The organism is Flaviaestuariibacter flavus, from assembly GCF_004337505.1.
Taxonomy (GTDB): Bacteria; Bacteroidota; Bacteroidia; order Chitinophagales; family Chitinophagaceae; genus Flavisolibacter; species Flavisolibacter flavus.
Genome location: NZ_SJZI01000009.1, coordinates 1 through 25,590, shown reverse-complemented (window position 1 = coordinate 25,590; position 25,590 = coordinate 1). Strand labels below are relative to the sequence as shown.

At 58.5% G+C, this 25,590-nt stretch carries 28 protein-coding genes; 11 read left to right on the top strand and 17 right to left on the bottom strand.

The genetic code is table 11. The annotated features are described in order from the left end of the window. Positions 1–12: 12 nt before the first annotated feature. Entirely contained in the window at positions 13–255 is a 243-nt protein-coding gene (locus EPD60_RS06895) for a hypothetical protein (protein ID WP_131448213.1), read from the top strand. On the opposite strand, the gene EPD60_RS06890 is transcribed toward EPD60_RS06895, so the two are convergent. After that, positions 252–1,517, bottom strand: a complete 1,266-nt coding sequence (locus tag EPD60_RS06890; protein WP_131448211.1) for a pyridoxal phosphate-dependent aminotransferase — start codon at positions 1,515–1,517, stop codon at positions 252–254. The genes EPD60_RS06895 and EPD60_RS06890 overlap by 4 nt on opposite strands. Before the next feature lie 117 nt (positions 1,518–1,634). On the opposite strand from EPD60_RS06890, the gene EPD60_RS06885 reads away from it, so the two are divergent. After that, a complete protein-coding gene (locus EPD60_RS06885; protein ID WP_131448209.1) occupies positions 1,635–2,768 on the top strand; it encodes a hypothetical protein in 1,134 nt (377 codons plus the stop codon). Between the two features lie 136 nt (positions 2,769–2,904). Here the strand turns inward: EPD60_RS06885 and EPD60_RS06880 are convergent, their stop codons facing one another. The 5 genes from EPD60_RS06880 to EPD60_RS06860 form a co-directional block, all read right to left on the bottom strand. After that, positions 2,905–3,492, bottom strand: a complete 588-nt coding sequence (locus EPD60_RS06880) for a YceI family protein (protein WP_131448207.1) — start codon at positions 3,490–3,492, stop codon at positions 2,905–2,907. A 301-nt stretch (positions 3,493–3,793) separates the two neighbouring features. Next, positions 3,794–4,171: an MGMT family protein gene (locus tag EPD60_RS06875; RefSeq protein WP_131448205.1), complete on the bottom strand. Its 378-nt coding sequence runs from the start codon at positions 4,169–4,171 to the stop codon at positions 3,794–3,796. Positions 4,172–4,297: 126 nt separating this feature from the next. After that, positions 4,298–4,483, bottom strand: a complete 186-nt coding sequence (locus EPD60_RS06870) for a C1orf53 family protein (protein WP_131448203.1) — start codon at positions 4,481–4,483, stop codon at positions 4,298–4,300. Beyond that, positions 4,464–5,177 carry a tRNA (guanosine(46)-N7)-methyltransferase TrmB gene (trmB, locus tag EPD60_RS06865; protein WP_131448201.1) on the bottom strand — a complete coding sequence of 238 codons (714 nt, stop codon included), beginning with the start codon at positions 5,175–5,177 and terminating at the stop codon, positions 4,464–4,466. The genes EPD60_RS06870 and trmB overlap by 20 nt, the downstream gene beginning before the upstream one ends. 148 nt (positions 5,178–5,325) lie before the next feature. Next, positions 5,326–5,988 (bottom strand): sterol desaturase family protein, encoded by a 663-nt coding sequence (locus EPD60_RS06860; protein WP_131448199.1) that lies wholly within the window; start codon positions 5,986–5,988, stop codon positions 5,326–5,328. A 952-nt stretch (positions 5,989–6,940) separates the two neighbouring features. On the opposite strand from EPD60_RS06860, the gene EPD60_RS06855 reads away from it, so the two are divergent. Continuing rightward, positions 6,941–7,951 carry a fumarylacetoacetate hydrolase family protein gene (locus EPD60_RS06855; protein WP_131448197.1) on the top strand — a complete coding sequence of 337 codons (1,011 nt, stop codon included), beginning with the start codon at positions 6,941–6,943 and terminating at the stop codon, positions 7,949–7,951. Between the two features lie 125 nt (positions 7,952–8,076). Here the strand turns inward: EPD60_RS06855 and EPD60_RS06850 are convergent, their stop codons facing one another. Together EPD60_RS06850 and EPD60_RS06845 are read right to left on the bottom strand one after the other, a co-directional pair. Next, complete coding sequence (locus EPD60_RS06850) at positions 8,077–8,772, bottom strand: head GIN domain-containing protein (RefSeq protein WP_131448195.1); 696 nt, start codon at positions 8,770–8,772, stop codon at positions 8,077–8,079. A 407-nt stretch (positions 8,773–9,179) separates the two neighbouring features. Next, positions 9,180–9,872 carry a GIN domain-containing protein gene (locus EPD60_RS06845; protein WP_131448193.1) on the bottom strand — a complete coding sequence of 231 codons (693 nt, stop codon included), beginning with the start codon at positions 9,870–9,872 and terminating at the stop codon, positions 9,180–9,182. A 120-nt stretch (positions 9,873–9,992) separates the two neighbouring features. Here EPD60_RS06845 and EPD60_RS06840 point away from each other — a divergent pair, with 120 nt between their 5' ends. The 5 genes from EPD60_RS06840 (at position 9,993) to EPD60_RS06820 (ending at position 13,446) form a co-directional block, all read left to right on the top strand. Next, complete coding sequence (locus EPD60_RS06840) at positions 9,993–10,877, top strand: flavin reductase family protein (protein ID WP_131448191.1); 885 nt, start codon at positions 9,993–9,995, stop codon at positions 10,875–10,877. Between the two features lie 16 nt (positions 10,878–10,893). Further along, positions 10,894–11,538, top strand: coding sequence for a hypothetical protein (locus EPD60_RS06835; RefSeq protein WP_131448189.1), 645 nt, complete (start codon positions 10,894–10,896; stop codon positions 11,536–11,538). 40 nt (positions 11,539–11,578) lie between these two features. Next, positions 11,579–11,971 carry a peptidase associated/transthyretin-like domain-containing protein gene (locus tag EPD60_RS06830; RefSeq protein ID WP_131448187.1) on the top strand — a complete coding sequence of 131 codons (393 nt, stop codon included), beginning with the start codon at positions 11,579–11,581 and terminating at the stop codon, positions 11,969–11,971. Between the two features lie 103 nt (positions 11,972–12,074). Next, a complete protein-coding gene (locus EPD60_RS06825; RefSeq protein WP_131448185.1) occupies positions 12,075–12,515 on the top strand; it encodes a hypothetical protein in 441 nt (146 codons plus the stop codon). A gap of 49 nt (positions 12,516–12,564) precedes the next feature. Further along, on the top strand, positions 12,565–13,446 hold the full coding sequence (locus tag EPD60_RS06820) for a peptidase associated/transthyretin-like domain-containing protein (RefSeq protein ID WP_131448183.1): 882 nt from the start codon (positions 12,565–12,567) through the stop codon (positions 13,444–13,446). Between the two features lie 6 nt (positions 13,447–13,452). Here EPD60_RS06820 and EPD60_RS06815 read toward each other — a convergent pair whose 3' ends face one another. The 3 genes from EPD60_RS06815 to EPD60_RS06805 form a co-directional block, all read right to left on the bottom strand. Continuing rightward, on the bottom strand, positions 13,453–14,964 hold the full coding sequence (locus EPD60_RS06815) for a PH domain-containing protein (protein ID WP_131448181.1): 1,512 nt from the start codon (positions 14,962–14,964) through the stop codon (positions 13,453–13,455). Continuing rightward, positions 14,924–15,469: a PH domain-containing protein gene (locus EPD60_RS06810; RefSeq protein WP_131448179.1), complete on the bottom strand. Its 546-nt coding sequence runs from the start codon at positions 15,467–15,469 to the stop codon at positions 14,924–14,926. Before EPD60_RS06810 ends, EPD60_RS06815 begins: the two co-directional genes overlap by 41 nt. Positions 15,470–15,577: 108 nt before the next feature. Next, positions 15,578–16,297, bottom strand: coding sequence for a DUF4197 domain-containing protein (locus EPD60_RS06805; RefSeq protein ID WP_131448177.1), 720 nt, complete (start codon positions 16,295–16,297; stop codon positions 15,578–15,580). Between the two features lie 101 nt (positions 16,298–16,398). Between EPD60_RS06805 and EPD60_RS06800 the strand changes: the two genes are divergently transcribed. The 3 genes from EPD60_RS06800 to EPD60_RS06790 all read left to right on the top strand — a co-directional run bounded on the left by EPD60_RS06800 (position 16,399) and on the right by EPD60_RS06790 (position 19,396). After that, the gene (locus EPD60_RS06800) at positions 16,399–16,851 is read left to right on the top strand and encodes a hypothetical protein (protein ID WP_131448175.1); all 453 of its coding nucleotides are present in this window, start codon (positions 16,399–16,401) and stop codon (positions 16,849–16,851) included. A gap of 94 nt (positions 16,852–16,945) precedes the next feature. Beyond that, positions 16,946–18,499 carry a lysine--tRNA ligase gene (gene lysS, locus EPD60_RS06795; protein WP_131448173.1) on the top strand — a complete coding sequence of 518 codons (1,554 nt, stop codon included), beginning with the start codon at positions 16,946–16,948 and terminating at the stop codon, positions 18,497–18,499. A gap of 9 nt (positions 18,500–18,508) precedes the next feature. Further along, positions 18,509–19,396, top strand: coding sequence for a glycosyltransferase family protein (locus EPD60_RS06790; RefSeq protein ID WP_131448171.1), 888 nt, complete (start codon positions 18,509–18,511; stop codon positions 19,394–19,396). A gap of 141 nt (positions 19,397–19,537) precedes the next feature. Here the strand turns inward: EPD60_RS06790 and EPD60_RS06785 are convergent, their stop codons facing one another. From EPD60_RS06785 to EPD60_RS06760, 6 genes are all read right to left on the bottom strand, one after another. After that, entirely contained in the window at positions 19,538–20,359 is an 822-nt protein-coding gene (locus EPD60_RS06785; protein ID WP_131448169.1) for an SDR family oxidoreductase, read from the bottom strand. Positions 20,360–20,586: 227 nt separating this feature from the next. Further along, positions 20,587–21,576: a potassium channel beta subunit family protein gene (locus EPD60_RS06780; protein ID WP_131448167.1), complete on the bottom strand. Its 990-nt coding sequence runs from the start codon at positions 21,574–21,576 to the stop codon at positions 20,587–20,589. A gap of 146 nt (positions 21,577–21,722) precedes the next feature. Then, complete coding sequence (gene lptC / locus EPD60_RS06775; RefSeq protein WP_165871447.1) at positions 21,723–22,268, bottom strand: LPS export ABC transporter periplasmic protein LptC; 546 nt, start codon at positions 22,266–22,268, stop codon at positions 21,723–21,725. A 130-nt stretch (positions 22,269–22,398) separates the two neighbouring features. After that, positions 22,399–23,817, bottom strand: a complete 1,419-nt coding sequence (locus EPD60_RS06770) for a hypothetical protein (RefSeq protein ID WP_131448163.1) — start codon at positions 23,815–23,817, stop codon at positions 22,399–22,401. Further along, positions 23,786–24,523 carry a type III pantothenate kinase gene (locus tag EPD60_RS06765; RefSeq protein ID WP_131448161.1) on the bottom strand — a complete coding sequence of 246 codons (738 nt, stop codon included), beginning with the start codon at positions 24,521–24,523 and terminating at the stop codon, positions 23,786–23,788. Before EPD60_RS06765 ends, EPD60_RS06770 begins: the two co-directional genes overlap by 32 nt. 238 nt (positions 24,524–24,761) lie before the next feature. After that, positions 24,762–25,400, bottom strand: a complete 639-nt coding sequence (locus EPD60_RS06760; protein ID WP_131448160.1) for an LON peptidase substrate-binding domain-containing protein — start codon at positions 25,398–25,400, stop codon at positions 24,762–24,764. Positions 25,401–25,590: the final 190 nt, after the last annotated feature.

Genomic DNA, 25,590 nt, shown 5'->3' with positions numbered 1-25,590 from the left:
AACGGGGACTATATGGAAAACGGTAAAAGAGACTTATTGGTATTGTTGAAGGAGCAAAACCAGAGCCAGCAGGCCCTGAACCAGACCGTGGACTGTCTCAACAAAATCCTTTCGCAGGTGGAATGCGATGACGTGTTCTGCCAGGCGCACGAACTGGTTACCCGCAACAGCATCACCCGGAAGTCCCGCAAGATCCTCAAAGCCGTTGCTACCCCCGACCTGAAGCCGTTTTACTTCCTCATCAACCGTAATTAAGCCAGCGGCTGCAGGGCGCACAGCGCCGCGCGCAGCTTCCCGATCATCTCCCCGATTTCCTCCTTATTGCAGGTGCCCACGCTCAGGCGATACCAGGCGGTGTCGCGCGAAGCGCCAAAAGCATAGAAAGGCACTACCGCCAGCTTCGCTTCCTTTAAGATATACGAGGTTACATCCGACTGGTCTTTCAGTTCGGTGCCACCGGCCGTACGCCGGCCCGCCGCATCGATCTTCAGGGTCAGGTAAATGGCGGCTTCGGGTGCCACGGCATCCACCGGCAGGCCTTCGCTTTTCAGTTGCATAAAGCCGTCGAAGATGCTACGCAGACGCTCTTCCAGCTCGGCGCGGAAATGCGCCAGGTATTGCCCGATGGCTTCGGTCTGCCGCAGGTACTGCGCCACGCCCTTCTGTTCGGCCATCGGCGCCCAGGCGCCTACGTGCGACAGGATCGCCTTCATCTTATTCAGGATATGCGCGGGGCCGAGGCTCCAGCCCACGCGTACGCCGGTGGCGGCAAACACCTTGCTCACGGCGTCTACGTACACCGTATAGGGGCGCATGCCCGGGTGCAGCGACACGGGGTCGACGTGCTCGATGCCGCCATAGGTGAGCATCCAGTACATCTGGTCGTACAGCAGGTACAGCTTCTTTTCACCGTCGCCGCGGCGCTCGTTCTCGGCTACGACGAGGTCGCAGATCGCTTTGAGGTCTTCGCGGCGGAAGGTGGTGCCGGTGGGGTTCTGCGGCGAGCAGAGTGCCAGCAGGGCCGCGCCCGGAAGGTGCGGCGCCAGGTCGGCGGCCGTGGGCATGAAGTTGTTTTCGGCAGTGGCTTCCACCACCACGTGCTCACCGCTTACGAAGTGGGTGTAGTGGTTGTTGTTCCAGCTCGGAACGGCATACACCACCTTGTCGCCCGTATCGCAGATGGCGCGGTACAGCGCGTAGATAAGCGGGCGGCCGCCGGAGGCTACAAGGATCTCGTCGAGCCCATACGCAAGCCCCTGGAACTGCTTGCTGAAGGCAGCGATCGACTCGCGCAGGTCGAGGTTGCCCTCGCCCAGCGGGTAGTTGGTGAAATGCTTGCGGTACGCATCGATGATCGCCTCCTCGAGCTCCTTCGGGATCGGGAAGATCTTCGGGTCAAAATCACCAACGGTAAAGTTGTAGATGGTTTCGCCCTGGCGGATCCGCTCACGGATCTCACCGCCAAGCTTCACGATCTCAGAGCCGATAAGCGTTTCGGAAAGATGGGAAAGTTTCATGCATGCCGTTATGCGGCAAAAATATGGAGAGAACCGTTTTAGGTTTCGAAAGGTTTTGCCCCCGCGGCAGCCCTTGCACCGGTAGCACGGCTGCCGAAAATCAGTTAACTTGTTTTCATGAAAGCTGCTGCTACCCGCATGACGCGTGTTCTTCCCGCCCTGCTGCTGCTTGTTGTTTCTACGGCCCGGGCCCAGACCTACAGTGACGGCGAATTGCGCTGGCGCCTCGACGCCGGCGATGCGCGCGTGCTGGCCCAGGCCTACACCCGCGGGCAGAACGGCGGAGAAGAAGTGGTGTTTGCCGTCGCCAATATGAGCGACGAGAAAGTGACGGTTTCCTTCCAGGCATATGTCACTTCTGTATGCGGGCTCACGGCCGAGCGCCGGATCGATTATATGCTGGCGCCGCGCCAGGCCGAGTCGCTCCAGTACCTGCGGGTGGATGGCGGCGACTGCGGCCGCATCCGCACCTACCCGGGCAATTTTACGTCGATGGTGAGCAGCGTCAGCGTGCGCTTGCTCGCCATCGCCGCCGGCAAGCCGGCGTCCGGAAATAAAAAGCTGTCCGCACAGCCGGTTGTCATCAAAAAGCCGGTGGTGGCAAAGGAGCCGGAAGTCCTGTCGCCCGCGAAGCCAGCGCGGGCGGCCGGCGACTGTGCACAGATGGTTGCCTACCGCGACGAGCGGCTTTTTGAGCAGTGGGACAAGGCGCGTTCAAAGTATCAGTTGAAAGCGGAGCTGGTTGCCGATATCGAAAAGCTGCGGATCGAGCTTTTGGAGGATAGTAAGAACGCACGCTCCAATTGGGCGCAGATCCGGTTGCACCTGAAAACGGTCCGCGACCTGGTGGTGGACTTCGTGCCTTCCGGAACGCTCGCGCGCACGGCCGTTCAACTGGGCAAGGTGGGCAAAGTGGCTTACCGCGTGGATAAGTTCAACAACAAAGTGAACGACATGATCGACGTTGCGTCGCAGGAAGACTTCGAGAAGGCAATGGTTCAGAATGCAAAGAACGAGTTGCTCGAACTTGTCCCGATCGTGGGAGGTTATATTCACTTTTACGAAAACATCCAGAAGATCGAGGATTTCGAAAAGCTCCGTGATGATGTCGATTTCCAGTTAAAGCAGCTGGCAACGGCGCTCGAAACCTACAAGGCTGCACTGGCAAGCGCCGGCTCCAACTTCGAAGTGCTCAACAAATACAAGGATTACATAGACAATTACCTCGAGAAGAATTGCCCGCAGCGCTAAAATCAAAGCCCGTAAAAATGCAAAGGCAATCGGCTGGGTAACTGCCCCCGTTGCCGGGCGACAGCACACACAAACCGATTGCCTTTACGTCCCAGGTTACCGTAGATCCGGGATCCTGAGATTGGAGATTTCAGAATTACTTCGCCTGGGCGAACTCGAGCTTCAGGTCGATGGCTACATCCTTACCAACCATGGCACCACCGGCTTCGGTAAGCGTGTTCCACTTCAGGCCGTAGTCGAAGCGGTTGATGGAGGTACTGGCCTTGAAGCCGGCTTTCGTATTGCCCCAGGGATCTTTGGCGGTGCCACCGTAAGTGACGGCAAAGGTTGCCGGCCTGGTGATGTCGCGGATCGTGAGGTTACCCTTCAGCTCGTACTTGTTGCCCGAGAGCTTACGGAACGAGGTGCTTTTGAAGGTCATGTTGGGGTACTTCTCACCATTGAAGAAGTCATCGGATTTGAGGTGCTTGTCGCGGCTGTCGTTATCGGTGTCGATGCTGTTGATGTCAACGGCGAAGTTGATGGCGGCGTCGGTAAAGTCGGGCTTGGCCGAAACGAGGCTGCCGTTGAACTTGCGGAAGGCACCTTCCACGTCGGAGATCACCATGTGGGTGACGGTAAAGCGGACATTGGAGTGGGAGGCATCAACAGTCCAGGTTTTGCTCTGGGCAAAAGCGCCGGCGCCGAGCAGGACGAGGGCGGAAGAGAACAGGATCTTTTTCATTTGTGTTCGGTTTGTTGACACAAATGTCGGGCGATTAATGGTGTTGCAACATTGATCTAGGTTAAGAATTAGAAGGGAAAGAAGAGTCTTTCACCGCTAAGAGAATAAGAAAAGAAGTTGATACGCTAAGTAAGGTTCTTGGGTTTTGGGTTCTAAGGTTCTGAGGTTTGTTTAAATCCAAGCACGGGAGATCAGCAATCAAAATAAAAAGTCCCGCCGCAGGCGGGACCTTTCAATTGTATTCCCTAGCGAAACGCTTTTTCAGCTTCTTTTCTTTGCGGTGAAAGACTCTTCTTTCCCTTCATAAACTTAACTCCGTCGCCGGGTCCCAGAACTTCCTGTCGAAGTCCTGCACCCGGTCGTCCACCACCTTCACGCCTTCTTTCTTGAGGAGTTTTTCCATCCGGTCGGGTTCGCCGAAGTGCATCTTGCCGCTGAGCAGCCCAAGCCGGTTCACCACGCGGTGGGCGGGCACGGGCGGCACCAGGGCGTGGCAGTTATTCATGGCCCAGCCCACCATCCGCGCCGAGCCTTTGGTGCCGAGCGCCGCGGCGATGGCGCCATAAGAGGTAACGCGCCCCTTCGGGACCTGGCGCACCACATCGTACACGAGCTCGAAAAACGATTCCTTGTCGCTACGCCCCGAGGGCGTGACCGTTTTCAGCGGCGGCTTTTTCATAAGTGGAAATGTACGAAAGACGGGAGAGAAAGAACGCTGATCCCGCGTGCGGGATGCGCAGATCGCTTATGATTTTCGCGGATGTTGGTACCAAAATCTGGGTTCATCCTAACAGATCATAAAAAATCAGCGGCCTTTCTCTTCCAGCAGCGCGCTGCGCCGCGGCTCGGGCACCGCCTCCCAGTCGTAGGGACAGTGCTTGCAGCCCATGCCGCAGCAATAACCGCGGGCGAGGTGGTGCTTCTCGGTAAGCACTACATAGCCCTGCTCGTTCCAGTAGTAGTCTTCGCCCTCAACCAGCGGGTTGTTCATTTTCTTTCAGTTCTTCCTGCAGGCGCGCGTCGAGCTCCGTGCCGGGGATGGTTTGCGGTAGGGTAAAACAAACGTAGTGCACGCGGGCGGCGCCGGCAATGTCGAGCGACTCGTAATAGGTCTTGATCTTCAGCTCGTCCTTTATCTCCGGCTGTGCGTATACATTGTCGGAATGCTCCAGCACGGTGCAGCCGTACATTTCGCACACCTTCATGGTGAAGCCATACAGGTTGGGGCTGTCGGTCTTGAGGTGGATGCGGCCACCCGGCTTCAGCAGCTGCTGGTAGCGGCGGAGGAAGCGCGGGTGGGTAAGGCGCTTCTTGGCCTTGCCGGTGCGCAGCTGCGGGTCGGGGAAGGTGATCCAGATCTCGTCTACCTCACCCGGTGCGAAGAATTTTTCAATACCATCGATAAGGATGCGCAGGAAGGCGGCGTTGCCGAGGCCTTCGGCCAGTGCTTTCCTGGCGCCGGCCCAGATGCGGTTGCCCTTCAGGTCGATGCCCAGGAAGTTGCGTTGCGGGTACATCCGCGCGAGGCCGAGCGTATACTCGCCCTTGCCGCAGGCGAGCTCGAGCGTGATGGGGTTGTCGTTCTTAAAGAACTCCTTCCACTTGCCCGCTATCCCCTCGGGGTATTGCAGCACGTTGGGAAAGGTTTCTATTTCGGCGAAGCGGACTAATTTTTTGTGACCCACGGGAGTTAATGTGATAATGTGGTAATGTGATAATGCGGTAATAGAGGGTGGAACCAGGAAAGCTTTCGGCAACGGGTAAGTGCAGTGCCTGTAGAATAAAATAGTCTGCAGGCGCAGACTACATTTATCACATTACCGCATTACCGCATTATTTCTGAAACATCAGTTCCTTCACTTTCTCCTTGTCTTCCTTCTCTTTCCTCAGGTCGAACATGGTGCCGAAAACGCGGTCCCAGATGGTGGTGGAAACGCCGTAACCCTTGCCTTCATCTTTATAGTGATGGAGGTGGTGGTTGCGCCACAGGGGCTTCATCCACTTGAAGGGCGGGTTCCAGGCATGGATCGCGTAGTGCATGGTGCCGTACATGAGGTAGCCGATCATAAAGCCGGGGAAGAAAACGAAGGTATACTTGCCAAGGGCGAGGTACTGCAGCCCGAAGATGGCCGAGGCCAGGATGATGCTGGGCACGGGCGGCATGAAGAGCCGCTGCTTGTCGCGCGGGAAGTGGTGGTGGTTGCCGTGCATCACGTACACCACGCGGCGGGCGCGCTCGCTTTCGGCTACGGCGTGGAAGATAAAGCGGTGGGCGATGTATTCGAAGAAGGTCCAGAAGAAGGAGCCGGCGAGGAAGATCGTCAGCACGCGGGCCGCGCTGAGTCCGAAGGCGCCGCCGGCCCAGATGGGAAAGCCGATGATAACGGGCAGGTACATGCCCCAGATAACGAGCGGGTTGGCCTTGGTAAGCATTTCCAGCGCGGGGTTGCTGAACAGCTGGGCCTGCCCTTTATTGTGGATCTTTTCGAATTTCATACTACACGGTATTTCCGGGGCAAATTTACGCGTTTGCATTTTGTAGTTACCGGGTAGACGTTAAAGTGCGGTTACTACCTGTTGAAGCCGGCGGATGATGCCCCCGGGTGGCCCCCGTGGAGCCATTAGTATGCGGGTCGGGGACCCTGAACCGCCGTTGGCGGGAGCGTCCTCGCCTTTGGTCCCTCACCCCCGGCCCCTCTACCGGAGGGAGAGGGGAGCGCGCATGCTTCGTCACCCCGGGCTGAAGCCCAGGGTTAACAGGTGGCGCCGCTACGCGGCGCTTTGTCCCTTCTCACTCCCGAAAGGGGTGGGCGTTAGCGTAAAAACACGTTTTTCTACGCGCAACCCGTTGAAAAACAAACACCTGGTTCGGTGATTTTGCAAATCGTCCAGACGATGTCCGCTCCCGTTTAGCCATTGTCGGCTGCCATTCAGGCATTGTCCGCTGTCATCCAGGCATTGTCGGCTGTCGTCCGGGCATTGTTCGGTGCCGTCTGGATAATGTCAGCTGTCATCCGGGCATTGTCGGCTGCTATTCAGGCGTTGTTCGGTGTCGTTCAGCCGATGTTCGCTGTCTTCCAGGCGTTGTTCGCTCTCTTCTGGAGCATGTTCGCTATCGTTTAGGCGTTGTCGTTTTCTTTCCCAAAGGGGGTGGGGTCTCACTCCCCTCCCCCTTTGGGGAGGGGCAGGGGGTGGGGTCTTGCGCGGATGGAGTGCACCCGCCGCAGAGCCCGCCCCGCCTAAGCGGGGCGGTTCAGGGTCCCCGACCCGTCAGGCTAACGGCGGCAGGGCTGCCAGCCGGGGGCCATCCTTCGGCTCCGCTCAGGATGACACGCTTCGACAGGCTCAGCGTGACAAAGTGCCCTGTCAGGCTGAGCGAAGCCGAAGCCGACAGGGGAGCGAAGCCGAAGCCCTGAGCGCCTATCTTCGCCGCACAACCCGCAAATTCATGAAACTCGTTTCCTACCTCAAAGACGAACAGGACCAGCTTGCCGCACTCGTGAACGGCAAGCTCTATGATATGGAGCTGCTGCACCCCGACCTGCCCGGCACCATGAGCATGTTTCTCCAGTACTGGGACGATGTGCTGCCCGTGGCACAGGCCGGCGTCAAACTGGTGGAAGAAGGCCGCATCGCCGCCAACAAAGGCGTTGCCATCGACGGGGTGCAGCTGCTGGCGCCCGTGCCGCATCCCACCTCCTGCCGCGACGGCTACGCCTTTCGCCAGCACGTGGCCGCGGCGCGCCGCAACCGCAAGGTGGATATGATCGCCGAGTTTGACCAATACCCCATCTTTTACATGACCAACCACCACGCGGTGTACGGCCCCGGCCCGGTGCGCTGCATGCCCGACCACTTCGAGCGGCTCGACTTCGAGCTGGAGGCGGCCATCGTCATCTGCAAGCACGGGCGCAACATTCCCGCGGAGCATGCCGACGAATACATCGGTGGCCTCATGATCATGAACGACCTCAGCGCGCGCCGCCTGCAGATGGAAGAGATGCTGCTCAACCTCGGCCCGGCCAAGGGTAAGGACTTCGCCACCACCATCGGCCCCTGGCTGGTAACGCTCGACGAGCTGGAGCAATACGAGGTGCCGCCCAAGCAAGGCCACGTGGGCAAAAGCTGGAACCTGAAAATGACCTGTACCGTCAACGGCGTGCCCGTGAGCGAAGGCAACCTCGGCGACATGGACTGGACCTTCGCCGAGATCATCGAGCGCGCCTCCTATGGCGTTGACCTCTACCCCGGCGATGTCATCGGCTCGGGCACCGTGGGCACCGGCTGCTTCCTCGAACTGAATGGCACCGGCAAGCTGAACGATCCCAACTATAAAGAGCAGTGGCTGCAACCCAACGATGAAGTGGTGATGAAGATCGACGCGCTCGGATCGCTTGAAAACCAGATGGTGCCCGAAGAAACCGAGTGGAGCATTTTGAAGCTGAAGAAAAACGTATGATGAATGCGGTAATCCGGTAATGTGATCATGTGATAATAAGCGAAGGCCGCTCCATTGGAGCGGCCTTCGCTTTGGTAGTCGGCAGGTCTCTATTTACCGCATTACCGCATTATCACATTACCGCATTAAATTGTTTCTTTCTTTTTCATTTTCGCCGCACCCAGGTTCTTCACTTTCCCGAGGAACGAATCTTTTACATTGATCTCTTTCTCCGCATTCACTTCGGCGGAGCCTACGCCGTCGTTGTCGATGGTGAGGGTTTGCACCACGAAGTCGCCGGCGTGGATGGCGCCGACGGCGTTGGAATTGATGACGGCACGGTCGGCCTTACCGCTGAGGGAAACGGCGCCCACCGCGCTGTTATCAAGCTTGAGGGTGTTCGCTGTCAGCTTCAGGTCAACGGCACCCACCGAGCTGTTCCGGATGCGGAGATCGGAAAAGGTAAGCGGCGCAGCCGAGCGAACGTTGCCGACCATTTGCAGGTCCATCGACTTGAGGTTGCGGAATGTAACGTGCACCACCATCCTGGTGCTTTTGCGGATGCTGAAGTTGTCCTTCCTGGTCATCTCGATCACGAGTTTCGAGCCGTTGTTCTTCACACTGAAATATTGCTGCAGGTTTTCATCCGCTTCGATGGTCACCGACTCTTTCGTACCCTGCGACAGCTGGAGCTGGTAGATGCCACCGGAGCGGATCTCGTCGAAGGAGCTAACCGGCACCTCGCGGGTAACAACGTTTCCGTTGCCGGTTGGGGATTCATTCTGGGCAGATACCGCACCCGCGGTTACCAGGAGGCCGGCGGCCAGGAGGAGTTTTTTCATGATGGTCGTGGTTTAATTTAAGTTAGACGAATTTTTTCGTATAACGGGGGAGGCGTCCGGTTGTTACAGTCTTTTGTTTTTTCTGTGATGAGTGGCCTGCCGTGGGTTTGGGCGGCAATGATCTGCGTGATGGCAGTAGGATCAGATCCTGATCGCAGGCGATCAGGATGACAAAGGGCCTGGATTAACCAACAGGGCGGCCCGGGGTGCTGCCCCCCGGGTAGGAAATATTACACGGGCCGCCCGTTGAATCCTCCCGGTTTCCTGTCATCCTGATGCGCAGCATCAGGATCTCGCCCTGCGCATGTGATGCCGGCAAGGCCTCGTCGCGGGTGTCAACGGCAATCGGCTCCCATAAACGAAAAAAGACGCCCGAAGGCGTCCTTTTGATCCGATGAGTAGTCTAATCAGTTCAGCTTGGTAACAAAGCGCGCTCCGCCGCGGTTTTCCATCTTGCCCATCATATTGTCTTTGTAAATGAGCTCCTTCTCCGCGTTCACCACGGCCCTGCCCATGCCTTTGTTCGACAGGGTGAGCGATCCCACCCTGAACTCGCCGGCCTGCAGCTCGCCCATGCCTTTGTTGCGGATGCCGGCATCGGCGGCGCTGCCTTCGAGCACCACGCGGCCCATGCCTTCGTTGATCAGCTCAAAGTGCTCCAGCGCCAGGCTGAGGCGTACCTCGCCCATGCTCTTGTTGAATACCTTCAGTTCTTTTTGCGTGATGGTGCCCTCGGTGCGCACCGCGCCCATCAGGCTCAGGTCGAGCTTGTCGAGCTGGCGAACGGTTACATATACGACCATCGTCGTCTTGGAGCGGAAGTTGAGGCCGCCCTCGCGTTTTTTCATCCGGATGCTCAGCTTGCTGCCTTCCTGCTTTACCTCGAAAAGGTCCTGCAGGTTTTCGTAGGTTTCGATGGTAACGCTTTCTTTGCTGCCGCTGGAAAGACGCAGCTCGTACATGCCGCCGGCATCGAGCGTGGTGAAGGCGCTCACCGGCACCTCACGGCGCGTAACGGGGCCTTTTCCTTCGAGGGTTGTTTGTGCGCGCAGGGCGGTCATGGCCAGCAGCGCGAGGCAGAAGAAGAGCAGTCGTTTCATGGTTGTTCTTTTTGTGAAGACTAAAGTAAGCCAGCGGGCGCGCAATGCAGTTGCCTTTCGAACCAAACGGCCGCATTGCAGGATGAACTGCGGCTCCCGGTCTTTTCCTTTCTTTGCCGCATGATCTTCGATCTGAGCACACTGAAGGCTTCTGAAAAGCAGTATTACCTGCAGCACATCGTGGCGCCGCGCCCGATCTGCTTCGCCTCCACCATCGACGCCGACGGGAATCCCAACCTGAGCCCCTTCTCGTTCTTCAACCTGTTTTCCTCGCAGCCGCCCATCGTCATCTTTTCGCCCTCGCGGCGCGTGCGCGACAATACCATCAAGCACACGCTCGAAAACGTGCTGGCCGTGCCCGAGGTGGTGATCAACATGGTTACCTATGATATCGTGCAGCAGACCTCGCTCTCCAGCTGCGAGTATCCCAAGGGTACCGACGAATTCATCAAGGCCGGCCTGACCAAGGAAGCAGCCACGGTGGTACGCCCGCCGATGGTGAAGGAAGCGAAGGCCAAGCTGGAGTGCCGCGTGCTGGAGGTGAAGTCGCTCGGCGAAGAAGGCGGCGCGGGGCAGCTCGTGATCTGCGAGGTGCTCGTCGTCCACATCGACGACAGCCTGCTGGACGCCGATAAGAAGATCGACCAGAAGGGCCTCGACCTGGTGGCGCGCCTTGGCGGCGACTGGTACAGCCGCGTAACGCCGGAGAGCCTCTTTACCGTGCCCAAGCCCAACACGAAGCTGGGCATCGGCATCGACGCCCTGCCCGAAGCCATCCGCGGTAGCCGTTACCTGAGCGGCAACCACCTCGGCATGCTGGCCAACGTGCATGAGTCGCCCGTGGTGGAGCCCGCCTTCGACGACGCCCACCTGAAGCAGATCGTGCAATACTATTCGCTCAACCCGGCCGATATGGAGCGCGAGGTGCACAGCTATGCGGCCCGGTTGTTGGATGCGGGTAAGGTGGCCGAAGCCTGGCAGGTGCTGCTGACGCTCGAGGCCTGATGAGCCCATGCGCTTTTTGAGTACGATCCTTTTCTTCCTGATTGTAACCAGCGTGGCTGCCCAGCCCGCGGCGGCGCTGCCGGAGGTGGTGGTGGCCAACTGCGCGGCCTGGCGGCCGATGGAGCTGGGTGTGACGCGCCGTCCCGCCGGCCCCTCAATCGGCATCCCGGACGGGCAGTTCGGGATGCGTTTTCATGTCTTTATCAGTAATCCTACGGGCCGCAACGGCTGGATTGAGTCACTCACGTTTTATGTAGACCGCCAGGAGCCGCGGCAGCACACCGATGCGCCGGTGGCCCTGCACTTCTTTCTTCCTTCCGATACGAGCCGCAATGGCATCCCGCTTACCGGTGAAGCCGTGCGCGTGGTGCCGGGCCGCACGGGCCGCATCAACGTCGACCTCACGGCCTACCGCATCCCGATGCCTGCCGAGGGCCTGATCATCGGGATCGAGGTGCCGGATGCCGGGCCGCAGTTTCGCTACGAGGTGAAAGGAGATAGTGGTGCCGGCGGTGCGTGGACCGACAAGCTTTATGGTTTTCGCTTCGATGCGGCGCCGGTGCTCCGCGAGCGGGCGCAGGACCTGCAGAAGCCCGGCATGCGCCCGGTGTTGCCGCCCGAGCCGGCCCTCGGGCTGAGCGTGCGGTTTTGCCGCGAGTAGGAGGGATGCTATTTCGAAGTATCTTCCGGTATACTCCTTTATGCGATTCCTCTTCCTGTTTTTATGCGTGCCCCTTTGTGCATTCACCCAAGTGAACATTCGTATTGTGGACAGCGCCAGCGGGCGCGGGCTGCCTTATGCCTCGGTCGGCACAACAGATGGTGCCTGGGGCCGCGTCAGCGACTCCGCCGGCGTTGTTGCGGTTCCCGACAGCCTGATGGGAAAGACGTTGCAGGCCAGCTTTGTCGGCTATGATGCGCGAAAGATCACCGTGCGCGGAGCGGCTGCCGTTGCTTTGTCACCGCGCGTGCTGCCCGAGGTGGTGGTACGCGCCTGTGCGCGGGATGCGGTTAAAAGGCTGGGAAGGCCGGAAACATCTGAACAAGCACTGTGCTTTTGTGTTCGAAGCGATGCCGCGCGGCACCCAGCATGACTTTTGGGGGGGGCTGGTCGCCGCAGCTCGCCCGCCTGGGCGATGGACCGGCGGTTGGTCTCGATGTTCGCTATTGCGTCGACTGAATTCTGTCAATTGAAATATGCGCCAACTGCTTTTCATAATTATGTTCAGTGCAACAGGACTTATTGCCGCTGCACAAAATGCCGACAGTGTTCAGGCATGGAAGTCGTTGCCGGAGGTAGTGGTTCCGAATTGCACGGATTGGAAAAATGCAAATCTGGGTGTGACAAAAGCCCGTTGGAATTACTACCTCGGTTTGTACGCGAACGTTTTTGGAATTCTTTGGAAAACCTATGTTCCCAACAGCACGGGTAAAAGCGCGTGGCTTCAGTCGTTAACTTTCTTCGTAGAGGGTATTCACCGCAATCAACACACCGATGCCCCTATCCGCCTGCATTTTTATGTGGCGAACGACTCTGGCCGCACCGGTGCGCTATTAACCTTCCGATCCGGCGATGCCCTGGGCAAACCGGCCGCGCATGGTTCCGGCGGTAGGGCTCGAGGTACGAGTATGTGCTAATTAAGATAACATCGCTGGCAACACCTGATCAAGCTAAATGCCTCAGTCAATGCGCCTACTGCTTTTTCTTCTCCTGCCGCTTTTCAGCTCCGCACAACAGGTGCTTCATGTGGTCGACAGCGCCTCCGGCCGCGGGCTTCCGTATGCAACCATTGCCAGCGTTGAAAAGAACTGGGTGCTAATGACCGACTCGCTGGGCCGCGCAACACTGCCGGACAGCCTGCGAAGTGCAGTGCTCGATTTCAGCTTTGTTGGATTTCGTCCTGCTCGTTTGCATGTAGGTGATCGCAATAGGATAGCGCTTGTTCAGAAGACGATGCCGGAGGTAGTGGTGAAGGGCTGCAAGCCGGCGCTGCCGTTGTTTCTCGACCAGGCCGGAGCCCTGAAGCAGTCGAAAACGATCTGCTATATACAATGGCTTACCGGCGCGCAGATGGCCGTGTGGGTGAAAAATCCATCAGGCCGGCCCGGCACCATCCAAACCCTGGGCTGGGGTATTAAAACTTGCTTTGACGCCAACAAGCGCTACCGCGGTTACCCCAATACGCCGGTTCGCCTGCGCTTCTACGCCCGCGATGCGGAAGGGTGTCCGGGCGAGGAGCTCGTGTACGATGACATCCGCGTTTCCGGCAAAAAGTTCGGCTGGTTTGAAACGCCGCTCGAGTCGTTTCGCATCCCGGTACCGGAAGAGGGCTTGTTCGTTGTGTTCGAGCTGATCGTGTCGGGCGAAGAGTACCGCTGGAAGGTCCCCTTCGACGGGCCGCCACCGCCGCAGGCCATAACGGAGTTATACGGCTACTCGTTTGCGGCGCACCCGGTCGGAGCGACAGGGATGTATTTTAAGACGCCGACAGGTTCATGGGCGCCGATGACGATGGGCAGCCAGCAACTCGACCTGGATGTGCAGCTGGGCGTGCTGGTTTGCAAGTAGGGGCGCTTACATCCACACCCGCTCTTCACATTCAACTTTATACAAGGCATAATCCACGATCCCCTGCGCTTCCGCCAGCGGTATCCACGGCACCTTGATCTTGCCGGCCGCGGTATGTAGTTCTACGGAGGCGAGTTCATGGCTTCTTTGATACGGGCTTTGCACGATGTGTGCCGACTGCACCTTGTACCATTTCAACAATGTAAACGATTCGCCCAGCAGGCCGCCGCGGAGGTAGAGCACGTCGCCGAACATCCAGAGCCGGAACTTGCGTTGCCGCAGCGTCGACATCAGGAACGTAAAGGCGGGCCACAGCAACAGGAGCAGCGCTTTTTCCTCGCCCGCAGCCCAGGTGGCGGGCAGCAGCACCAGCAGCGGCAACAGGCCCACCAGCAGCAGGCGCCGGAAGGGATACACTGGGTGGATGCGGAGGACTTCCGTTGCTGCAACATCGGGCACCGGGTGGTAGAGCGCCGCCAGTGGTGCCACCTGCGCCGGCCCGGTGAGCGGGATCTCCATCTTCTGCTTTCGTTTCAGTTCTTCTTCGCCCACGGCGCCCAGTTCCAGCAGCCAAAGCCCGAAGAGGCGGCGCATCCAGTTGGCGCGCCACTGTAGGTACTGGATCTTTTCAAAAGGCACTACGCGCTGCCGCCGGTCGATGAGGCCATAACGCAGGCTGAAGCCTTTGTCGTCCTGCAGCACGCGGTAATCATAAAAACGCAGCGCCGTCCGCAGCCCGGAGTATACGAAGGTGACGATCAGCACCACGATACCGAGAAGGAGCAGTGCCTTAAATCCCGCGGCCGCAAGCTCGGCGCGGCCCGGAAAGATGCGTTCGGCAATGGGGCGCAGGTCGTCGTAAAGACCCCAGCCGAAGATGAGCAGCAGCACAAAGGCCTCGAGGTGGTTGGCGGTGAGCGCCAGCCGCAGCAGGTCGTAACCCGAAAGCTGCAGCGCCACGCGCCGGCGCGGCGCCGTTTCCCCTGTTGCTCCCGTCTCCGGTTGTTGATCCGTAGAACTACGATCAAGCAGCAGGGCGTCCCGCAAAGCCTCCGCCATGGGACGGCGCAGCGCATCGATGGTGGCTTCGGTTTTGGAAGAGCCGGCGGTATTGATGCGCAGCTTCACCAGGTTGAGGGCGCGGTGCATGAGGTCTTCTTCGATCTCAACCGACTGGATGCGCTCCAGCGGGATGGAAATCACTTCTTTTTTCAACCAGCCTTTGCGCACCTGCAGCTCGCCGCCCGCAATGAAAAACCGGAAGAAGTAGCGTTGCACAAAACTGATGATGATGGTCAGCGCAACGATGACGAGCACAAAGGCGATGAGGCCCCAGCCCTTTCGTCCCACTTCTTCCTTGTCGGTTTTGAAGACGCGCAGGAGGATCACCGGCCACACCATGCGCAGCACGATCTTCAGCGAGTGCAGCAGCGTGATGGCGAAGCCGGCCCAGGGCTGGCGTTGCGGCCGCGACCAGTCAATCAGCGGTGCCGGGGACGGTGTTGTCGTGGTTTCCATGGATGCGGTTGAGCAGGAATTCGCGGATGCTTTCAGCGGTTTCTACGGGAAGGCCGTGCAGTTTCATATCGGCGCTGTCGCTGCCGGCGGTATAGAGCGCGAGGGTGGCCACGCCATAGCGGCGGTCGAGCGGACCGCGGCTCAGGCTGCAGTTCTGGATGCGGTTGAAGGGACATACCTGCAGGCGTCGGAAGATCCAGCCGGAGCGGTAAGCGATGTCGTGGCTACGCAGCGCATAGCCGCGCCAGGGCCAGCCAAGCTCGATGGCAAGGTACCAGCACAACAGCAGCAGGCCCAGTACGCCGCCGGTAACAAACATAGCGGTGCGGTCGCGCCAGGAAGGAATAAAGTAAAACAACGCGGCTGCCGCTGCAAAGGCGAAGAGCGCCGTGAGGCGCCACTCCAGCCGCAGGAGGCGCCGGTAGCCGGGCTCGGGCGCCTGCAGCCCGAGCCCGGCTACCGGTGGCAGGGCGGCAAGGTCGATGGGCGGGTTGGTAAAGGTCATGCCTAAAATTAGGAAGGCAGGACGATAAGAAGGGCTTTAAGGTTCCGGGGTTCTAAGGTTCTGCGGTTCCGTGTTCCTGATTCCCTGTTCCGTGTTCATTATATCGGCTTAGCCGCGGTTATTGGCGGCAGCCCCAAACACCCGCTTCAGCACATCCGTCGTACGGGCGGCGGCGTTGGCGCGGATATTGGCTTCTTCCTGTGCCACCTGGTCAAAGAGTGCGTCGACGGCCTTGCCGGCTACATAGGAAACGAGGTCGGGGTTGAGCTTCTGCTGCGTGGTGGGAAAGCCGTTGTAGATGCCGATCACCTCGTCGTAATATTTCGTGGCGTTCACCTGGTCGAGGGTGCTGCGGATGATGGGCGTAAAGGCCGTGATGAGTGCGGCGGTGGTTTTGTCCCGGAAATACTGCGTAGCGGAATTGCGGCCGCCGCGCACGATGTTGAGGGCATCGGTGATGGTCATCTGGCGAAGCGCGTCCACAAAGATGGGACGGGCCTGCACTACGGCCTGTTCGGCGGCGCGGTTCACCTGCAGGATGGCCCGGTCGACCATCGAGCCCATCCCCAGGTCGCGGAGCGTTGTTTCAATACGCTGGGCGCCCGGCGGCATCAGGATCTTGTACGCGGCATTGCCGAAGAAGCCATCGCGCGCATTGAGCGTGCTGATGCCGCGGCTTACGCCCTGGTCGAGGGCCTGGCGGATGCCTTCGGCGGCTTCCGCCTCGGTAATGGGGGCATAGGTGCCCGCGCCGGGCAGGTTCTTAATGGTGTCGCAGGAGGTGAACGGCAGTGCAGCAAGACTGAGCAGCAAAATATATCGATACATGGGGCTCTATTTTGACGGCGTACTTTCAAAAAGAAGGCCACAGTCGCGTTTGCGGTTGCGCAACACATTTAATTACCTGTAGTATCTTGGCGCTCATGCGTATGTGCAAGGCATTTGTCACCCTGCTGTTCCCGCTGCTGCCTGCTACCGGCGCTTTTGCCCAAAGGCGGCCGGAGCCGCCCGGTGTGACCGAGCCGTATTCGCCCGACTGGTACCTCCGTAAGTCGCGGCGCCAGAAGGTGGTTGCCCTGAGCTCCCTCGGCAGCGGGCTCACGCTCTCGCTCATCGGCGTGTTCATGCTCAAGCCCGATTACCGCGACATCTACCAGGTGGAGACCGAAGCGCAGCGGATGCGCCGCAAAGCACGCGAGCGCACCGGTGTGGGGCTGACCGTCGGCGGGCTCGCACTCGTAGCCGGAAGCATTCCCCTTTTCGTGGCCAGCGGCCGCAACCGGCGCCTTGCGCGCGTGGTGCTCGCCCCTGAAGCCGCCCTGCTGCCCTATCCCGCCGCACGCCATTCCTTTGCCGCGATGCACCTTCGGATCGCGCTGTAAACTGCCTGGCGGCAAGGGTTGCATTCACGATTCATACCCCGAAGCTTCGGGAGACGATTCACGATCGTACCTTTGCCGCACTTTTTCCAGGAACATGAGCACACAACACCTTTCCGAGCAGGAGCTGATCCGCCGCGAGAAGCTGGCCGAACTCCAGCGTCTCGGCATCGAGCCTTATCCCGCAGCCCTCTATCCCGTGAGTCACTATTCGCAGGAGATCAAAGCCGTATTTAACGACGATAACAAAGACGACTTCGCCGCCGTTTGCCTCGCCGGCCGCGTAATGAGCGTGCGCGACATGGGCAAGGCTGCCTTCGCCGAGCTGCAGGACAGCCAGGGCCGCATCCAGGTGTATGTGCGCCGCGACGACATCGCCACCGACGGCGACACCATGCTGTACGACAACGTGTGGAAGAAGCTCATCGACCTCGGTGACTTCATCGGCATCAAAGGCTTTGTATTCCGCACCAAGATGGGCGAGATCTCCGTGCACGTGCAGGAGCTCACCTTCCTGGGCAAATCGCTGCGCCCGCTGCCGGTGGTGAAGGTGGCCGAAGGACAGACCTTCGACGCTGTTACCGATCCCGAATTCAAATACCGCCAGCGCTACGCCGACCTGGTGGTAAACCCGCTGGTAAAAGAAACCTTCGTGAAGCGCACGAAGATGATCAACGCCATCCGCGAGTTTCTCAACGAGCACGGCGCCCTCGAAGTGGATACGCCGGTGCTGCAGTCGATCCCCGGCGGTGCGGCGGCGCGCCCCTTCATCACGCATCACAATGCGCTCGATGTGCCTTTTTACCTGCGTATCGCCAACGAGCTTTACCTGAAGCGCCTCATCGTAGGCGGCTTCGACTGGGTATATGAGTTCAGCCGCAACTTCCGCAACGAAGGCATGGACCGCACGCACAACCCCGAGTTTACCATCCTTGAATGGTACACGGCCTATAAAGATTATTTCTGGATGATGAACGTGACCGAGCAGCTGCTCGAGCGCACCTGCATCGCCGTCAACGGAACCGATGAAAGCATCATCGGCGGCAAAACGATATCGTTCAAGGCACCCTTCAAGCGCGTACCGATCTATGAAGCCATCAAGGAGCACACCGGCTTCGATGTAAGCGAGATGGATGAGGCCGGCCTCCGCGAAGTATGCGGCAAGCTCGGACTGGAAGTGGCCCCTTCGATGGGCAAAGGCAAGCTGATCGACACCATCTTCGGCGAGCGTTGCGAGCATCATTATATCCAGCCCATCTTCATCACCGATTACCCGGTGGAGATGAGCCCGCTTACCAAGAAGCACCGCAGCAAGCCGGGCCTCGTGGAGCGATTCGAGCTGATGATCAACGGCAAGGAGATCGCCAATGCCTACTCCGAGCTCAACGATCCCATCGACCAGCGGGAGCGCTTCGAAGACCAGGTGAAGCTGATGGAGCGCGGCGACGACGAGGCGATGTTCATCGACTACGACTTCCTGCGCGCCCTCGAATACGGCATGCCGCCCACGGCGGGCATCGGCATCGGCATCGACCGCCTCTGCATGCTGCTCACCGGCAACGTATCGATCCAGGATGTGCTGCTCTTCCCGCAGATGCGCCCCGAGAAGTCGGATGACGTGCCTGCAGAAGAAAATGAAACGAACGCCTAACTGTAGTTCATGAAAGTCGTCGGCTTTTCCTTCATCCGCAACGCGGCCACGTTTCAATACCCGATCGTGGAAGCGATCCGCTCTATCCTGCCGCTCTGCGACGAGGTGGTGGTGGCCGTGGGCCGCTCTACGGATAATACCCGCGAGCTGGTGGCGGCCATCAGCCCCAAAGTGCGCATCATTGACACCGAGTGGGACGATACCCTGAAAGAAGGCGGACGCGTGCTGGCCGTGGAAACCGACAAGGCTTATGCCGCGATTCCCGCCGATGCCGACTGGTGCATCTATATCCAGGGCGACGAAGTGCTCCACGAAGATGGCTACGACAACCTGCGCGCCGCGATGACCCGCTGGCTGGATAACAAGCGTGTGGACGGGCTCCTGCTCAGGTACCGGCACTTCTTTGGTTCCTACAACTACGTGGGTGCCGAAGGTCATTGGTATCGCCACGAGATCCGCGTGCTGCGCAAGCGACCGGATTTTTATTCGTATAAAGACGCACAGGGATTTCGGAAGGGCAACAACCAGAAGCTGCGCGTGAAGCCGGTGGACGCTTATGTGCATCACTATGGCTGGGTGCAGGATCCGAAGGTGATGAAGGCCAAGTTCAATGTGAAGGACATCATCAACCACGGTGCCGAAGGCACGATCGATAATGTTTCGGATGTCGACAATGTGGTGGTGCCCGAGGGCTATGCTTTTTCGCTGGTCAACTCGCTGGCCCGCTTTGAAGGCCGTCACCCCGCCGTGATGCAGGAGCGCATTGCGAAGATGGACTGGAAGTTCGAGTGGGATATGTCGCGCAACTGGCTGCGAAAGAAAGACAAGTTCAAGAACTTCATGGAGAAGTGGACCGGCTGGCGGCCGTTTACCTACAAGAATTACAAAGTGATTTAGAAGCGGAGAGAAAGAACGCGGATTTCTTATGATTGGTTATGATGCACACGGATATTGGTACCAAAATCCGTATAGATCATAACCAATCTGCGTATTCCGCATGCGGAATCAGCGTTCCTTCTCTCCGGCTTCCTCACATGTTCAAGCGATAAACAAATCCTTCTGCAACTCGTTCTCCGGGTTCACCGCGTACTTCGAAAAGTCGGTGATGCCTTCCTGCTGCAGCACTTCTTCATCGATGAAGAAGTTGCCGGTGCATTCCTTTGAGTTTCGCGAAAGAATGGCGAAGGCCGCTTCGGCCACGATGTCGGGTGTGCGGCTGCGCTGCACGAGGTAGTCGCCGCCGAGCAGGTTCTGTACGGCTGCTGTGGCGATGGTGGTACGCGGCCAGAGGGCGTTGGCCGCAATGCCCTGCGGCTTCAGCTCCTCGGCCAGCCCGAGCGCGATCATGCTCATGCCGTATTTGCTCAGCGTATAAGCGAGGTGCGGACCAAACCAGCGCGGGTCGAGGTCGAGCGGCGGGGAGAGGTTGAGAATATGCGGGTTGCTACCTTTTTTGAGGTAAGGAATGCAGGCCTTCGATACCAGCAGCGTGCCGCGCACATTGATGCCGTGCATGAGGTCGAAGCGCTTTGCTTCGAGGGTTTCGGTGGGCACCAGGTTGATGGCGCTGGCATTGTTCACCAAAATATCGATACCGCCAAAGTGATCCGCTGCCTGCTGCACCGCCGCATTGATCTGGTCTTCGAAGCGGATATCGGCCTGCAGGGCAAGTGCCTTGCCGCCCGCAGCCGCTATCTCCGCCGCCGCGGTATGGATGGTGCCTTCCAGCTTCGGGTGTGCTTCGGCTGTCTTCGCGGCGATGGCTACGTTGGCTCCTTCGCGGGCGAGGCGCAGGGCAATGGCCTTGCCGATGCCGCGCGATCCGCCGGTGATGAATACCGTTTTGTTTTGGAAAGTCATGAGAGAAAGGTAAAGAAGAGTTTTTCACCGCAAAGAGAAAAAGCAAAGAAGTTGATACGCTAAGAAAGGTTCTGAGGTTCTATGGTTCTGAGGTTTTGAGGTTGGTTAGATAACAGCAGTCAAATAAAAGGTCCCGCTTGCGGGGACCTTTTCAATCGTATTCCTTAGCGAATCGCTTATTCAACTTCTTTTCTTAGCGGTTCCGAACCTTCTTTCCCTTTTCCGCCTTAGAAATCCGGCAGCTTCGGCTTCGTTTCCATGATGTCTTCGATGCGTTGGAGCACTTCAGGTGTGAGCAGCGGGAGCACTTCGAGTGCCTTTAGGTTTTCTTCCAGCTGGTTGCGTTTGGTGGCGCCGAGGATGGCGGTGGTGACGTTGGGATTCTTCAGCGTCCAGGCGATGGCGAGCGTTGATTGCTGAACGCCGAGCTCCTGCGCCAGCGTGCCGAGGCGCTTCACTTTGGCAAGCTTTTCATCGGCGATCAGCTTGTCGCGCAGCCAGTCGAAACCTTCGAGGGCGAGGCGGCTGTCTTCGGGAATGCCTTCGTTGTATTTGCCGGTGAGCAGCCCCGAGGCCAGCGGGCTCCAGATGGTGGTGCCCATGCCCACGGTGCGGAAGATGTTGTAATAGTCTTTCTCCACCTTTTCGCGCTCCAGCAGGTTGTACTGCGGCTGTTCCACCGAAGGCCCGATGAGTCGGTAATCGGCGGCCACGCGGTGCGCTTCCATGATCTCGGTGCCGCTCCACTCCGAGGTGCCCCAGTACAGGATCTTGCCTTGCTGGATGAGCGTGTTCATCGTCTGCACCACTTCCTCGATGGGTACGTTTTTGTCGGGGCGATGGCAGAAGTACAGGTCGAGGTAATCCATTTGAAGGCGCTGCAATGCTTCATGGCAGGCTTCGGTAAGGTGCTTGCGCGAAAGGCCATGCTGGTTGGGTTTGTTTTCTTTTCCGCGCCAGCCGAAGAAAGCCTTGGAAGAAACGGTGTAGGAGGTGCGGTCCCATCTCTTTTTCTGCAGTACGCGTCCCATCAGTTTTTCGCTTTCTCCTCCCGCATATACTTCGGCGTTATCAAAAAAGTTGACGCCGGCATCATAAGCGAGGCCCATCAGCTCGTCGGCGAGGCTGTCGTCTACCTGCTTGTGAAAGGTGACCCAGCTGCCGTAGGACAGCGCGCTCAGCTGCAGGCCCGTGCGGCCCATTCTGCGGTATTCCATGAAAAAGGTTTTAGGGTTCTGAGGTTTTGAGGTTCTGGAGTTGTGCAACCGTAGATCGGTTGGCGCGGTTCAAAAATAGGAATGGGCCACGCGGGTTGAACCAATCTTAAAACCTCAGAGCCTCAAAACCACGGCACCCTGCTCGTTTATTCCGGCAGCACATCGGTGCCGACAAGCACCGTCCCGGTAGGGTATTTAATGAGTACGTCGGTGAGGTCCTGCTTTGCCACCATGCCCCGGCCGCCGCGGATGCGCTTGTCGCGCTGGGTAATGCGCACGGTGGAGTCGGTATAAAAGATGGCCGCGTTCTGGTCCCACCACATTTCGGAGGTGCGCAGCGTGTCGCCGTTGACGTTGATCACCTGCACCGAATCGCGGAGCAACACCTTGCTGCGGTTCTCGATATAGCGCGCATAGCGGGCATCGAGATAGCTTTCGACCCTGCCCAGCGAGTCGTAGAAGTCGACATGCATCTTTTTCGGGAACTCGATCACGGTGGAGTCGCCCAGGTAACGCAGCATCAGCGGCGCTTTGAGGATTGCTTTGAGGTTGCCGCTCTGGCTGAACAGGGTGGTCACCTCCTTTGCCTCTTCCACCATCTGCACCGTTTTGTTAAGGTCGTTGATGCGCGCCATGTCGTTCTCGCAGGCGGCAAGCAGGAGTGTGGCTGATATGAGGATCGCGATACGCAAAGCAGTGGTGCAAAGATGCGGTAAAGACGCGGAGCGTAGGTACGCAGATTTCATAAGATCTGTTATGATTTGCGCAGCCGGCCCGTCGTTCTCCGGCAAAAAAAAGCGCCCCTTGCGGAGCGCTTCTTCATTAATCGTATTTCCGTTTCAGGAACCAGGCGTCACTGAGGTTAAGCCCGATGGAGACGCGGAAATTATTTTCTTTCAGGAGGTTGTTGTTGTTGCCGCGGTTCAGGTATTCGAGCGCGAAGTTGAGCATCGTTTGCTGGTTGCGCGCCATGTTGTTGCGGTGGCCGAGCGGCAGGCCGATGCCGGCGGTTGCGCTCCAGAAGGGCAGGCGACCGGAGGCGGTAACATAGTCCTTGCCGATGGCGAAGCCAGCGCGGTAAGCGGTGCGGCCAAACAACGAGCGGCTCAGCGGGGCCGGGAGCAGCTGCCCGCCAACACGAATGATGGTATTGCTTTGTACCGCGTCGGTTTGACCATAGAAGCGGTATTCGTCCCAGTTGCTGTGAACTACATCAACACCGCCCTGCCAGAAGCCACCGCCCTTGATGCCGCCGCCGGCAACGAAGCCAACGGTGTAAGAAGAGGGATAAATGATCTCACCTTTGTTGTCCTTGGTCTTGAACACGGAGTCGGTCAGATTCGTCGGGTCGATGGTGAAGGTGCCTACCGTGCGGTCCTGCGATGCGGTCATCTTATGCCGGATGTTGCCGCTGGCGCCGAAGCGGATATACTGATCTTTTGCTTTGTTGAGCGAAACGAGGTACTGTGCGCCGGCGTTGAAGAACAATTTTCCGTAGGAGGTCTGCTCGCGGTAGACGCCGTGGTAATACAGAACGGTGTCGTTCTCGAAATCGCGGATGGTGGAGATGTCGCGGTTGCCGAACAGGTAGCCGAAGTTGACACCCAGGCTCAGGTTGCCGATCGCTACGCCGGTGCCGACGGAGGCAAGGTAGCTGCCGCCCGAGCCCTGGTATTCGGTGAATACCGAGTCGATGCCCGGAAGCCGGCGACTGTCCTGGATCTGGTAGCCGATGCGGCTGAGCGGACGCAGTCCGAACACCATGCCCCAGCCCTTTTTGATGGGAATACCCACCTGGATATACGAAATGTTGATCTCGGAAGATGTGAACTTGTCGGTAACGCCCGGCGCGCGCAGGGTGCGGTTGTCGATGGCCACGCCTACGTCAAAAAGCACACGGCCGAAGCCGGCCTTGGCCTTCTTCTGGCCGGAGGTGCGCTGCGGCGGCGCCAGGAAGGTGCTGTAAGAAGCCGGGTTGCTGAAGTTGATGTGGCTGTAGAAATTGCGGTTGAACTGCCCCGTGGGATCCACGTTGTCGGCATCGCCGGCGGAAATGCCGCCCATGCCGCGGTTGATGACATGGGTGTTCGACATTTGGTCGCCGAGGCCGTAGCGCGAGTAGGGCGAGTTGCCCTGGGCGCCTGCGGCTACCGAGGTAAGCGCGAGTGCGGAAGCACCCAGCAGGCGGAGCGCAGTATGTTTGGTTTTCTCAGAAGTCAGTGTTGACGCGGCTGATCGCATATAATCCTTTAAAAATAAGTTCGGGGTCTGCAAATATCCTGTTTTTTAGATGGGGGGTTAAAACGGGTCCGTCGCCCCCGGTTAAAAGGGCGTTAAAGTTCCCGAAACGCGCGGCGTAGCTGTCAATGATGCCGTCGATCTCGTGCACCATCCCCAGCACCACCCCGCTCTGCAGGTTGGTGGCGGTGTCGTAGCCAATGAGGGGCACATTCCATTCGCCTTTTACCAATGGCAGTTTGGCCGTGTATTCATGCATGGCGCGAAAGCGCATCTCCATACCCGGGGAAATAGAGCCGCCCAGAAACTCGCCCTTCGTGTTGATGAAGTTGAAGGTGATACAGGTTCCGAGCGTGATGGCGAGGTTATTCGCGCCCGGGAACAGGTCGACGGCCGCGGCGGCAACGGCCAGGCGGTCGGCGCCCATGGTTTCGGGCTTGCCTACGGGTATAGTAAAGGCAAGCCGCGAGGTATTGGACAGCTTGTGAAATCGCGTGTGCGCGCTGAGCAGGACCTCGATCTCCGGGTCGTGGTGCACCACTGATGAAAGGATGCTGCGCGCCGGCCGGTACTGTTCCAGCAGCTCACGCAGGTGCTGCAGCGCGTCCTCGCGCAGGAAGATCACTTCACGGAGGGTGTCGTTCTCGAAGCGCGCCAGCTTCAGGCGGGTATTTCCGAAATCGAGGCAGAATGTAGGGTTCCCGTTCACGGTCAGTTTTGAGTGCGGGGCAAGATACAGCTTTCAGCCCGCTACGCAGCAACCCCTGGGAAGGTCATTGCGAGGAGGCAAAGCGTGGCCAAGCCATACGAAGCAATCACCCACGGCAGGCACCGCCTCGGGTAGCGCAAATAAACGCAGGGCCGGCCGCAGGGGATTGCTTCAGCACTACACTTCGTTCCGTGCCGCGCAATGACGGCCTTGCTGATGACGGCTTCTTTGTCCCTGCTCATTTCAGGTTAAAACCCTCGATGTTCCGGAAGTGCCCGTTCATTTTGATTTTTTCCTTCAGTTTCTCCATCTCTGAAATGAGCGGCACCACCCGGGTGATGTGCTGCTTCAGGAACTCAAGGCGCTGGCGCTCGTCGAGGAAATTGAGCAGGCGGTATTCTTCTTCAAGCGTGAGGCCTACGTGGTGCGCCATATCGTAGCTGCGCAGCTCGCTGTCTTCTTTCTTAAAGTCTTTCGTCACTTTGAGCATCCTGTGCAGCTCGCGCACGCCGGCAACAAGGCGGCGGATCGTTTCGGGGTTGGCATCTTCATATGTAACGGGGTAGTTGACGATGGCGCCGCTGTACAGTTTGTCGGGCACCTGCTGGATCACTTCCAGGATGCGGAAGATGCGCTGCCCTTCGGTCTTTATGTCCATTTCGCCGCCCTCGTACAATTTGCTGAGTTCGCTGATCTGCACCAGCGTGCCGAAGTCCTGCAGCTCGTTATTGATCACGGTGGGAATCCCGAAGGGACGCTTTGTTTCATAGCACTCGGCAATAAGCTGCTTGTAGCGCGGCTCGAAGATGTGCAGGTTGAGGCGCTCGCCCGGATACACCACGATGCCCAGGGGGAAGATCGGGATGAAATTCGTCATAGGCGGAATGTACTGCAAAAAAGATGCAAGCAGATTGAAGGCAGATTACATGAGTACATGAATACATGATTACATGAGGGCAGCAGGAAATCTGCCTATCTCGAATCTCGGATCTGCAAACAAATCAGACATCACACATCCGACATCAGCCATCCCTCTCCGGCTCATGTATTCATTTGCTCATGTAATC